Below are 12134 nucleotides of genomic sequence, written 5' to 3'. Positions count from 1 at the left end.
ATGTCGGGCGAGCGCGGCTCCTGGCAAGGGGATCGGCCTAAAAACTTCCCTGCGACCGAAATTTCCGACAATAAATCACACTTCAAAAAATTTCCCTCGAAAACCACTTGACGGAGGTAGTGTGAGTTGGCTTACAGTAGTGGAACGAAGATTCCACGATCCAAAAACATCGAGTCGAAGCCGATAGAACCATCGGTGGTAAGGGTGTTCAGCCATCGGATCGTGGTGTAAGAAAAGAGCTGATCACCCGATGGACCTGCATGTTTTTAACAACTTACCCGAGGCAGACGCTGCCGCCGTCTTGCGGCCATGCCTCGATGTGGAACGTTGGATCAACGAGCTTGTGGCCGCACGCCCCTATGCAGACAGTGCTGCGCTAACGGCCGCAGCCCAACGCAGTGCCGCGCCCTTTGGCGAGTCAGAAATCGCTGCGGCGCTGGCGCATCACCCCCGCATCGGCGAACGAGCCCAGGGAGATTCCGCCGAAGCCTCGCTCTCCCGGGGCGAGCAAGCAAGCCTGCGGCTCGATGACGATGTCACCTCCCGTCTGGCCGAAGCCAACCGCCGCTATGAAGCCCGCTTCAACAGGGTTTTCCTCATCCGTGCCGCGGGGCGGAGCAGCAATGAAATCCTCGCCGAATGCGAACGCCGCCTCGGCAATGACCAGGACACCGAATTGCGCGAAGTAGCCGAGCAGTTGCGTGCGATTGCGCTGCTCCGCATGTCCAGCGCGGTCAGAGGCTAAAGCCAACCCTTGAGCTAAGGAGTACTTCATGGATGAATCGACCGCAGCACGCAGTCACATCACCACCCACATTCTCGACACCGGGACCGGGAGGCCTGCCTCCGGTGTCAAGGCCACGCTGGAAGCCAACAGGGCATCCGGCTGGCAAGAAATCGGATCCGGACTCACCGATGCGGACGGCCGCATCAAGACTCTGGGGCCGGCTCAGGTTGAAGCAGGACGCTACCGGATTTCCTTCGAAACCGGCGACTACTTCGGGAAGCAGGGAACGGAAAGCTTCTTCCCCGCGGTAAGCATCGACTTTTACGTCAATGAAGTCGACCAGCATTACCACGTACCTCTTCTTATCAGCCCGTTTGCATATTCCACGTACCGAGGAAGTTAGAACCATGACTACCGAAATCAATGCCCCAGCAGGAACCAAGATCGTGCTTGGATCCAACCAGTATGGCAAGGCCGAGGTCCGCCTGGTAAAAATCACCCGCGACACCGATCGCCACCAGATCCAGGATCTGAACGTCACCAGCCAGCTGCACGGCGACTTCACGGCCGCCCACATCGACGGAGACAACGCCCGAGTCGTACCCACCGACACCCAGAAGAACACCGTCTACGGATTGGCCCGCAACGGCGTGGGGGCCATCGAAGACTTCCTGGTTCAGCTGGGAAATCATTTCACCGGCGAATTCGACTGGATCACCGGTGGCCGATGGGCGGCGCAGCAGTTCTTCTGGGACCGCATCAACGATCACGACCACGCCTTCTCGCAGAACAAGTCCGAAATTCGCACGGCCGTCCTGGAAATCGGGTCCGACGGAGAAAAGAGCATCGTCGCGGGGCTGGAAGGCCTCACCGTCCTGAAGTCCACGGGCAGCGAGTTCCACGGATTCCCGGTTGATCGGTACACGACGCTGAAGGAAACCACCGACCGCATCCTGGCCACCGATGTCACCGCCCGCTGGCGCTATAACCCGGAGGCCGTGGCGGCCGGCATCGACTACGACGCCGTGTACAGCTCGGTGCGTTCGCTGATGCTCACCCAGTTTGCGCAGACCCACTCGTACGCGCTGCAGCAGAGCATGTACAACATGGGCCAAGCGGTTCTTGAGGCGCATCCGGAAATTGCGGAGATCAAGATGTCCCTGCCGAACAAGCACCACTTCCTGGTGGACCTGGAAGTCTTCGGCCAGGACAACCCAAATGAAGTGTTCTTTGCCGCAGATCGGCCCTATGGGCTGATCGAAGCTACCCTCTCCCGCGAGGGAACCGAGGTCAACCATCCGGTGTGGGCCAATATCCCTGCATTTATCTAACCCGATGTGAAAAGGGTGTGCCGGTGCGGACACACCGGCACACCCTTTATGGCAGCGACTGACGTAGGAGGTCAGCCTTGAGTGCTACACCTGATGAATCTATCAAAGCATTACGGCCAGAGGACGCTAAATTACCATTTGGCAAGTCACTGGCCTACGGGCTTCAGCATGTCCTGACCATGTACGGGGGAATCATCGCCCCGCCCTTGATCATCGGCGGTGCGGCGGGGTTGAGCAGCGAGGAAGTCGGATTGCTCGTGGCCAGCTGCCTGTTCATTGGCGGGCTGGCAACTATCTTGCAGACTGTAGGAATTCCCTTCTTCGGAGCTCAGCTGCCGCTGGTCCAGGGAACCTCCTTTGCCTCGGTCGCCACGATGGTTGCCATCGTCAACGGGGGAGGAGGCATCCAGGCCGTCTTCGGCGCGGTTCTCGTTGCCGCGCTCATCGGGTTCCTCATCGCGCCGTTCTTCGCGCGGGTGATTAGGTACTTCCCGCCGGTGGTCACCGGGGTGGTCATTACGATGATCGGCATCTCGCTGACTCCGGTCGCGGCGAACTGGGCCATGGGAGGAAGTGCCGAGGCTCCCGATTACGGTTCCTTGCCGAACATCGGGCTCGCCGCCGGTACGCTGCTAGCCGTGCTGCTGCTTTCCAAGGTCGGCAACGCCGCAATTTCGCGGATGTCGATTCTTTTGGCTATCGTCTTCGGCACCGTGGCCGCGGCCCTGCTCGGGATGGCAGATTTCTCCGCGGTCGGTACCGGCTCGGTCTTCGCCTTCCCGCAGCCGCTGGCCTTTGGCATGCCGGTCTTTGAGCTGGGCGGAATCATTTCCATGACCATCGTGGTCCTGGTTATCCTGACCGAAACCACCGCCGATATTCTGGCAGTCGGTGAGATCGCCGGATCCCGGGTGGATTCAAAGCGCATTGCCGACGGGCTGCGTGCCGATATGGCCTCCTCTGCCGTGGCTCCGTTGTTCAACACCTTCACGCAGTCGGCCTTCGCGCAGAATGTCGGTTTGGTGGCCATCACCGGGATCACCAGCCGCTTCGTGGTCGCGGCCGGCGGCGGCATTCTGGTGGTGCTCGGCCTGCTGCCGATCCTGGGGCGTGTGGTCGCCGCGATTCCCACCCCGGTGCTCGGCGGTGCCGGAATCGTGCTCTTCGGCACCGTGGCCGCCTCCGGAATTCGAACCCTGTCCAAGATCAAATATGACGGGATGAACCTAGTCATCGTGGCAGCATCGATCTCCTTTGGCTGCGTCCCGATCGTCAAACCTGACTTCTATGCGAGCTTCCCAAGCTGGTTCGAAACGATCTTCCACTCGGGGATCTCTTCGGCCGCGATCATGGCGGTGCTGTTGAACCTGCTATTCAACGAACTGAAATTCGGGAATTCGAAGAACTCTTCGGTGTTCTCCGCCGCCCCGCCGCGCATGGTGAAGCGCGAAGAAATCTGCGGGCTGATAGAGGGAGACCACTATGAAGGTGGAAAGCTCATCGACAAAGAGGGTTACGAGATCCCCGTGGTCACGCCGGAAGAATTCGAGCAGATCCAGACGGGGGCCATCGAGATGCCTGTACCCAGAGTTGCCAAAACCGCGGAACACTGAGGAAACGGCTGAACCTGCCCCCAGCGTCGACGAAGTGCTCGATGACGAGAAATAACCATCAGCGGATAGTGCTCGCAAACCCCGGTTTGCGAGCACTTTCATTTGTGCTCCAACTATTCTCCGGCCGCACTTGCGCGGGCGATGATGCCCGCGGCAGCGAAGATGGTCTACCAGCGGACCCCGAGGGCATTGAATTCGGGCGTTCCCATGGAAACAAGCAATGCATTGAATTCCTTGGTCGATGGGCGCAGTGAACCGATTTCCTATGGAGGCCCTGGGACGGATCCTTCCGGTGCATGCTGCACGAATTCGAACCTGGTGCGGCCACGTTCCGCTCGACGTTTTCCGCACTATGAGCAGTCGGCATGGTAAGCGAGGGAAATCTCGGAAATGGTACAAACCCCAATTCAGCCCATAGCCGTTGGGTGTCTTCCCGGACTGCGACATCTCGCGAGCGGATGCTACCTTGTAGCCAATCATTTAACTCGGAATTTAGACCCTGAATCGTTCGGGAGCAGCCCGCTTGGCGGGGGCGGGTCGAAAAGAATCGTAGCTGGCGGTAAATAGCCTGCATGAGTCCTGAATTCGCAGGGATGCCAGATGGTGGGCAACGCGTGGAAGGTCACGCCTGCGCGTGAACAGTCCTAGGCACCAGCAGCGCATTGGAACTGTCGGCGCTTTGCGAGGGTCTAAGCTGGATGACTGTGAGTCCAGCAAATCTTTCCATCGGCGTTGACATCGGTGGCACCAAAATCCTTGCAGCCCTCGTCGACGAAGAGGGGAACGCCTTCGGTCAGATCCGCCGCGAGACACCCGACCACGATGTGGCGGGGACAGAACGTGCCCTGGCTGAGATGATTCGCGAGCTCTCGGAGGGCAGCGAAGAGTTGCCTGTGGGTATTGGCGCTGCTGGCTGGATGGACCGCAAGGGGCAGAATGTGCTGTTCAGCCCTCACCTGTCCTGGCGAAATGAACCGGTGCGCGACCGTCTGATGAAGCTCGTTGGACACGAGGTGACTCTGGTAAATGACGCTGACGCTGCCGGCTGGGCCGAGCACCGTTTCGGCGCGGGCCGTGGTGAGAGCGATATGGTGTGCCTGACTCTCGGAACGGGAATCGGCGGGGCGGTGATCCTCGGAGGGCAGATCCACCGAGGCAAGTCCGGCATTGCTGGAGAATTCGGGCACCAGGTGATCGTTCCCGGCGGCCATCGGTGCGCCTGCGGCAACCGCGGCTGCTGGGAGCAATACGCTTCTGGCAATGCCTTGGGCCGAGAAGGAGCCGAACTTGTGCGCAGCAAATCGCCGGTGGCCTTCCGGCTGCGCGAGGCCGTGGGGGATGACCCGGAGGCCGTCACCGGCGCGGAGGTAACTCGACTTGCTGCAGAGGGCGACCCGGCCTGTGCCGATCTCATTGCGGATATGGGCGAATGGCTTGGTCTGGGCATCTCGAATCTGGTCTCGGTTCTGGACCCGGGAACCGTCGTTATCGGTGGCGGTTTGGGTGCTGCGTCGAAGCAACTGGTTTCCACGGCGGAGGAGACCTATCGCCGCACCCTGCCTGGCAGGGGATACCGTCCCTTTGCGAAGATCAGCCAGGCGGAATTGGGCCCGGTGGCCGGACTGATTGGGGCTGCTGATTTAGCGCGGTTTAATCAGCAACAATAATGAAAAACATTGACAGGACATTAGGACTTATCTAGGCTCGGGTTGTTACGCAACATAGGAGCGAGGTCTTGGCATGGTCCTGCGCACAAAACCAAGCCGAATCCGCGGCTGGCCCTTAATCGTCGTTTTGGGGACCTATGCGGTCGCCATGTGCGGTACCACGATGCCCACCGCGTTGTATCCGATGCTTCAGGATGAATATGGCCTAAGCACCGCCGCCTCAACGCAACTTTTTGCGATATACGCCATCGTGGTGCTCGCGGTATTGTGCATCTTCGGTTCCCTATCTGATGCCATTGGCCGAAAACTCGTCATGATCCTGGGGCTTCTCGCTTCGGCCGCCAGCGGAATACTCTATGCAGTGGCCGCCGAGGCACCCATGCTGTTCATTGCCCGCGCCCTTTCCGGGGTGTGTGCCGGGCTGGTCACTGGAACGGCGACCGCCTATCTGACTGATCTGGTCTCCAGCTCCGGACGCGGTGCCAGCATTTCCAGCGTGGCCAATATGGTGGGTCTGGGCAGCGGACCAGCCCTGGCTGCATTTCTGACCTTTTTCTTCCCATCCATGCCAATGACGGCTTTCAGCGTTCACGCAGTACTTTCAGGTCTGTGCATCGTATTGCTTGCCATGACCCCGGACAGCGTGATGCACCGCGGACACGGATTGAAACTCAGCCTTCCGCTGGTGCCACGCTTCGCATTGCGCGACTTCTGCATGGGCGGGCTGATGACCTTGGGCTTCGCGGTGATGGGCGGTTGCACCGCGATGACTTCCATTTTGGTGGTCCGTGCCTTCGGCATTACGGACCTGCGATTGCTGGGGCTCATCGGATCATTGATTTTTGTCGCCACGGCGGTGGGCCAGAAGGCCGGAGGGAAGCTGGTGAGCGAAAAAATTCATCTAGGGTATGCCGGCTTGGCGATTGGTGCGGTGCTGATAGCTCTAGCACCAAGACTTGGCGGAAGCTTGGCGATGGCGGTGTATCTTGCCGGCTTGATCGTTGCGGGACTGAGCCACGGTGCATTGTTCCCGGTAGGCCTGGGGATCGTGTTGCGCCGCATTGAGCCGCGACATCGAGGCAGCGCCAGCTCAGCCTTTTGGGTGCTGGGCTACGCACTGACTGCACTGGGTGCATTGGGGCTGGGCTGGGTAGGCCAGATCAGCGGCGAATCGATGGCGGTATCCTACTTTGGTGCAGCCATCGCGCTGTGTGCGCTCGGCTGTGCCAAGCTGCATCGCCGCTGGGCCGGTCCTGGGAATTGAGTGATCTCAACTAGTTTTTAAGGCCTGCTTAGGTTCGGCCGATGCTGGCCCGGAAGCGGTGGTTCAGGCTTGCCGCTGTTCTCCATGTTGCATAAAACACGCTAAAAATTGGAATGAGGCGAAGCTGTTCTTAGTTGGATATCGGTAGAAGAAGACCGAGTCCGGCAGTGGCCCAATCCAGTGGCCGCGGGCCGATCCGAAAGGTATGAGTATGACTATTGCATCTGACGAAACCCAGATCGGCTCCGGCGCGATCAACTCCATCTTTGGCGACTCACGCACCGCCAACGCCTTCGCCGGCGAGGTCACCGAGGCACAGGCCCAGGAGATCTACGAGCTGGCCAAGTTCGGCCCAACTGCCTTCAACTCCCAGCCGCTGCGCGTGACCTACGTACGGTCCGACGCGGCACGCGCAAACCTGGTCGACGCGCTGTCGCATGGCAACAGGGCCAAGACTGCCGCAGCTCCGCTGGTGGCAATCCTCAGCTATGACACCGCATGGCACGAGCAGTGGGATAACTTCCTGCCAGGCTACAACGCACCCAAGGCCATGTACGACGCCGATGCCGACTTCACTGCCTCCACCGGCAACAACAACGCCCACCTGCAGGCAGGCTACTTCATCCTGGCTGCACGCAGTCTGGGCTTCGCCGTTGGTCCCATGACCGGTGCAGACTTCTCCGCCATTGATGCTTCCTTCTTCCCAGAAGGCGACCAGAAGAGCTTCTTGGTCCTGAATATCGGCCAACCAGCCGAAGGCGAAATCGGTGCACCAAAGGACCGCTTCGACTACGAAGCAGTCGTCCGCACTGTCTAGAGGCCGCTCGACGAACTTTAGCAACGCACAAGCGAAGCCCGGAATTCATTTTCGTGAATTCCGGGCTTCGCTAGTTGTTGAGCCAGTTTGCTAGCGGGTAGCCAGCGAAGACCTCAGCGCAGCATCGGCTTCGAGCAGCACGTTGGCAGCCACTTCGAGGCCTTCTACTGCCCCCAATTCGGTATCCTCATGCTCGATGTTCACGAGCATGTCGGGATCCACCTCGTGCAGGGCGCGCAGGAACTCGGTCCAGAATGCGGTGCCGTGTCCCTTGCCCAAGGCTACGAAGTCCCAGGCCGAGTTTTCCGGCCATTCGTTGGCCCACTCGTCCCCGCCGAGGTTGGTTCGCGGTTCGTCCTCGCGCAACTTACGGAAGCTGTTGTCCAGCACTCCTTGGATTGCGGCATTGGCATTGATGCGCACGTCTTTGGCTGCGGCGTGGAAGATCCATTCGCCCAAGTCACGGACGACGGCTACCGGATCCATCTGCTGCCAGAACAGGTGTGAGGCATCGAGCTCAACGCCGATGTTGCTGGTGCCGGCCCTGCTGATGAGCTCGCGGAAGCTGGCAGGGTTGAACACCAGGTTTTGGGGGTGTAGTTCTAGAGCGACCTTAACTCCATGCTCGATGGCCAGCGCGTCAATGTCTTTCCAAAATTCCGCGGCGATGCCGAATTGGTAGTCCAACTGGTCAAGGGCTGCCGAATTCCAGGCATTAACCACCCAATTTGGGCCGGAGGCGTTGGGTTCTCCACCGGGCAGGCCGGACATCGTGACGACGCGGGTCTGGCCAAGGCGTGCCGCCAACTTGATTGACCGGCGAAGGTCTTCGGCGTGCTTCGCACCGATTTCCGGGTTTGGGTGCAACGGATTGCCGTTGCAGTTCAGCCCATAGATTTCCACGCCACTGCCCTCAAATTGGGCGAGGAAGTCATCCCGAGCGCTGTCACTTTCCAAGATCTCATCGATGTTTGGCACGTGTACCGGAGGCAAAAATCCGCCAGTGTTCAGCTCGATGCCGGTCAGTCCCAGGTCTTTGATGATCTTGAGCGCTTCGGGCAGTGGGCGGTCGTGGAGGATTGCGTTGTAGACACCGAGCTTCACAGGGTGACCTTCTTTCCGTCATTGTTGGCGGACTGAACGACCGCCTGCAGGATTTGCATATTGCGCACGCCCTCGTCGAATGTTGCGTTGGTGGGAAGTGCGGTGTCCAGGCCGTAGACCTCGTCGAGGAAGGCGCGGGCCTGATAGCCGAAGGCATCGTTTTGGCCAAAGCCGACACCTGGTGCGTCCATGGGCAACCCGCCGCCGATGTAAGCATGCTCCGGACCGAGGTTCACCGTGCGATAGCCGTTGGTTGCCGAAGGTCCTTCGGTGAGCATGATTTCGATTTCCGACGGACGCAGCTGGCTGAAGCGTGCCGCGCCCTTCTCGCAAAAGACCTCGAAGGCCAGCGAGTTCGGGTGGCCGGCGGCGACACGGGAGACCTCCAGGCTGCCGGAGGCCTCGGCGAACTGGACGTTGAACGCCGCGTAGTCGTCGTTCTCCACCGGTTCCGATTTATCACTTAGTTTCACCAGGTCGTGTCCGGTCACGGCGCCGGCCGGCAGGAAGCGTTCGGTGATGCTGGTGCTCAGCTGCCCGCCGCTGACCGTAACGATGTCGCCTGCCAGGAATTCGGCGACATAGGACAGGTGGCTTCCCACATCGGCCAGTGCGCCAGAGCCGGCCTCACCCTTGAAGCGCCAGCTCATTGGAGCCTGTGGATTGTGGCCGTAGTCGGTCCAATAGCGACCAGAAAAATGCAATACCTTGCCCAGGGTGCCATCGGTGATTAGGTTGCGGATCGTGGCGATACCCGGGGTGCGGCGAAAGGTGAATCCGACGCGGGCAATGGAGTCAGCGTTGCGGGCCGCGGTGGCCATGGCCTGGGCTTCTTCTAGGGTGTCGGCCAGCGGCTTTTCGCACAATACGTGCTTGCCGGCGGCCAGCAGACCTTCAACGGCTTCGCGGTGGAAGCGGTTGGCAATCACTACCGAAACGACATCAATGTCCGGATCGTTGGCCACCTCTTGCCAGGAGCCCAGTGCCTTTTCGTAGCCGTAACGCTTGGCAACTTTGGCTGCGAGCTCGGTGTTCACATCGGCCACCGCGACGTAGCGCAGCGGTGGCAGGTTGGATTCGTAGAGGGTGGGGGCGGTGCGGTAGCCGGCGATGTGGGACAAGCCGGCCATGCCTGCGCCGATGACTGCGATTCCGATGCTTTTTGTCACGGATTCTCCTGGGTGGAAGTTATTCAGGGGGATTTTGGAGCGCTCCAAAAAAGTGTAAAGGCGAATCCAAGTGGCGGTCAAGGGGTCTTGAGCGGGGATTATCTAGGCGGTGCGAACTGGGGCGCAGGTGCCGCGCTCAACGAGTGCCGGCTCCAGCGAGACCTGTTGCGCGGCGCGTTCAGGGTCCGCGAGCCGGGAGAGCACCTGCTCGGCCACGTGCATGCCGAGCTCGCGGTTGCGGCTGTCTACGGTGGTCAAGCGGAGCAGGTGCGTGTCGGAGAGCGGCGAGTTGTCGTAGCCGATAATTGACAGATCCTCGGGGACCGAGCGGCCGTTCTCGCGGGCCGAGGCCAGGGCACCCATGGCCATCGAATCATTGCCGGCCAGGATGGCGGTAATTTCCGGGGTTTCGCGCAGAAGCTGATTCGTGCACTGATAGCCGCTGTCCTCGGTGGTGTGCGGGGTGAGGATGACGATGCGCTCGTCCAGGTCCGCCGCGCTCATCGCATCTTGGTATCCGTTGCGCCTGAGCCTTGATGCGCCTCCGCCGCCACCGATGTGCCCGATGTGCCGATGCCCCAGTGAAATCAGGTATTCGATGGCTCGGCGTGCGCCAAACCGGTCGTCGCTTGCTGAAATATCCGCTCCGGTCACCTGTGTTGCTCGATTACCTGCCACGATCACCGGGATCTGGGAGGGGAAGCGCATGGCCGGTGTAGGTTCGGTGGCCAGGACCAAGGCCTCGACGCGGGTGCTGAGAAATCCATCCAGCGGGTCCGACTCCACATGCGCGTTCAGCGTGCGGTCCGAGACGGCGATGCGCAGTCCGGCCTTGCCCAGCCCCTCTTGCAGCCCGCGAAGCAATTCGACAAACCAGACGTTGGTGTAGTCGTCGATCACCACGCCGACGGTCTGGCTGGTGCCGCCGGCCAGTGCGGCCGCGGCTTGGCTCGGGCGGTAGTCCAGCTGCTCGATGGCAGCCAGCACCGCGGCGCGGCGTGGTTCGGAGACGCTGGGGGAGCCGCGCAGCACCAGGGATACCAGCGATTTGGAGACACCGGCAGCTTGGGCGACATCGTAGATTGTCGCGCGGCGGCGTTCTAGTGCCATGGTGCCTCCTGGGCTTGGTCCGGGTTCTTGTTAAGAGCCTAGCGTTCCGCCTGCTTCGAATGCGGCAACGTCAGCTTCGGAGCAGGAATTCCAAACTAGTCAGATCTTAACGTCAGGACATAGTTCTCGAGAAGATCATAAACTTTTGTCGACTTGGCCTGGTTGATATCCGCAGAATTCCACGGTTTTCCACTCGCAGTGTTACTCATGTTGTAAATATGTCAGTACAAACCTTTGACAGAGCTAGATTCATGGTGCAAAGTATTTCTTGTGGCACCGTTCACATCTTCGGCAGCTGGCCGATCCCTGAACTTCTGACTCGAAAGGACGTCGATCTGCGTGACTTACGACGTACTCACCCTCGGACGCATCAGCGTTGACGTCTACCCGAACGACATCGGCGTTTCCCTCGCCGACGTGAACTCCTTCAGCAAGTATCTCGGTGGCTCTGCCACCAACGTCGCTGTGGCAGCTGCCCGGCACGGCCGCGCGGCCGGGGTGATCACCAAAATCGGCGACGACGACTTCGGCACGTTCCTGGAACGCGAATTGGACCGCTACGGCGTGGACCGCGCACAGGTCACCCGCGATGCCAGCTTGCAGACCCCAGTCACCTTTTGCGCCATCATGCCACCAGATGACTTCCCGCTGTACTTCTACGGACGCTTCCCGATGGCACCGGACTGGAATATCAAAAGCAGCGATATCGACCTCGACACGGTCAAGAACTCCAAGATTTTCTGGAGCACCGTCACCGGCTTGAGCCGTGAGCCTTCGCGCACCGCGCAGCTGGAAGCCTACGAGGCCCGCCCGGCCGGTTCGCTGGCCCCAGGGCAGTTCACCATCCTGGATTTGGACTACCGCCCAATGTTCTGGGACTCCGTTGAGCAAGCCCGCGAGCAGGTAGCCCGGGCTCTGCCCTCGGCCACGGTGGCCATCGGCAACGATACCGAATGCTCGGTAGCCGTTGGAGAAGGAACCCCGGATGAGCAGGCCGACCGCCTGCTGGAGGCCGGAGTGCAGATCGCCGTGGTCAAGCTCGGCCCCGAAGGCGTCATGGCCAAAACCCGCACCGAACGTGTGGTTTCCGCGCCGGTTCCGGTGCAGACCGCCAACGGACTGGGCGCCGGCGACTCCTTCGGCGGCGCCTTCTGCCACGGCCTGCTCTCCGGTTGGCCGCTGGAGGAGGTCTTGGACTACGCCAATGCCGCTGGGGCGATCGTGGCCTCGAAGGTCGCTTGCTCCGATGCGATGCCGGACCCAGAAGAAGTGAACGCCCTGCTGGCCGAGCGCGGCCGCACCGTACCCGCCTCCCAGAAAGACCTGGTCTAG

General features: G+C 60.5%; 11 protein-coding genes. 8 read left to right on the top strand and 3 right to left on the bottom strand.

What is annotated here, in order from left to right; all coding sequences use genetic code 11:
* Nucleotides 1-250: 250 nt before the first annotated feature.
* The 7 genes from uraD to CIK76_RS00505 all read left to right on the top strand — a co-directional run bounded on the left by uraD (nucleotide 251) and on the right by CIK76_RS00505 (nucleotide 7419).
* On the top strand, nucleotides 251-745 hold the full coding sequence (uraD, locus tag CIK76_RS00535; RefSeq protein WP_096282805.1) for a 2-oxo-4-hydroxy-4-carboxy-5-ureidoimidazoline decarboxylase: 495 nt from the start codon (nucleotides 251-253) through the stop codon (nucleotides 743-745).
* 28 nt (nucleotides 746-773) lie between these two features.
* Nucleotides 774-1130, top strand: coding sequence for a hydroxyisourate hydrolase (gene uraH / locus CIK76_RS00530; protein WP_096282803.1), 357 nt, complete (start codon nucleotides 774-776; stop codon nucleotides 1128-1130).
* Nucleotides 1131-1134: 4 nt separating this feature from the next.
* Nucleotides 1135-2058, top strand: coding sequence for a factor-independent urate hydroxylase (gene pucL, locus CIK76_RS00525; protein WP_096282801.1), 924 nt, complete (start codon nucleotides 1135-1137; stop codon nucleotides 2056-2058).
* A 77-nt stretch (nucleotides 2059-2135) separates the two neighbouring features.
* A complete protein-coding gene (locus CIK76_RS00520; RefSeq protein WP_176484040.1) occupies nucleotides 2136-3671 on the top strand; it encodes a nucleobase:cation symporter-2 family protein in 1536 nt (511 codons plus the stop codon).
* Nucleotides 3672-4375: 704 nt separating this feature from the next.
* The gene (locus tag CIK76_RS00515) at nucleotides 4376-5338 is read left to right on the top strand and encodes an ROK family protein (protein ID WP_255248289.1); all 963 of its coding nucleotides are present in this window, start codon (nucleotides 4376-4378) and stop codon (nucleotides 5336-5338) included.
* A gap of 73 nt (nucleotides 5339-5411) precedes the next feature.
* Entirely contained in the window at nucleotides 5412-6602 is a 1191-nt protein-coding gene (locus tag CIK76_RS00510) for an MFS transporter (RefSeq protein ID WP_096282797.1), read from the top strand.
* Nucleotides 6603-6813: 211 nt separating this feature from the next.
* Nucleotides 6814-7419, top strand: coding sequence for a malonic semialdehyde reductase (locus tag CIK76_RS00505; RefSeq protein ID WP_096282795.1), 606 nt, complete (start codon nucleotides 6814-6816; stop codon nucleotides 7417-7419).
* A gap of 90 nt (nucleotides 7420-7509) precedes the next feature.
* Here the strand turns inward: CIK76_RS00505 and CIK76_RS00500 are convergent, their stop codons facing one another.
* The 3 genes from CIK76_RS00500 to CIK76_RS00490 form a co-directional block, all read right to left on the bottom strand.
* On the bottom strand, nucleotides 7510-8523 hold the full coding sequence (locus CIK76_RS00500; protein ID WP_096282793.1) for a sugar phosphate isomerase/epimerase: 1014 nt from the start codon (nucleotides 8521-8523) through the stop codon (nucleotides 7510-7512).
* Nucleotides 8520-9692 carry a Gfo/Idh/MocA family oxidoreductase gene (locus CIK76_RS00495; protein ID WP_176484039.1) on the bottom strand — a complete coding sequence of 391 codons (1173 nt, stop codon included), beginning with the start codon at nucleotides 9690-9692 and terminating at the stop codon, nucleotides 8520-8522. The genes CIK76_RS00500 and CIK76_RS00495 overlap by 4 nt, the downstream gene beginning before the upstream one ends.
* A 102-nt stretch (nucleotides 9693-9794) precedes the next feature.
* The gene (locus tag CIK76_RS00490; RefSeq protein ID WP_096282791.1) at nucleotides 9795-10802 is read right to left on the bottom strand and encodes a LacI family DNA-binding transcriptional regulator; all 1008 of its coding nucleotides are present in this window, start codon (nucleotides 10800-10802) and stop codon (nucleotides 9795-9797) included.
* Nucleotides 10803-11141: 339 nt separating this feature from the next.
* Between CIK76_RS00490 and iolC the strand changes: the two genes are divergently transcribed.
* The gene (gene iolC, locus CIK76_RS00485; protein ID WP_096282789.1) at nucleotides 11142-12134 is read left to right on the top strand and encodes a 5-dehydro-2-deoxygluconokinase; all 993 of its coding nucleotides are present in this window, start codon (nucleotides 11142-11144) and stop codon (nucleotides 12132-12134) included.

The sequence above is a fragment of the Glutamicibacter sp. BW80 genome (assembly GCF_002332385.1).
Taxonomy (GTDB): Bacteria; Actinomycetota; Actinomycetes; order Actinomycetales; family Micrococcaceae; genus Glutamicibacter.
The sequence above is the reverse complement of the archived record's forward strand: the minus strand, read 5'-3'. Positions and strand labels throughout refer to the sequence as shown.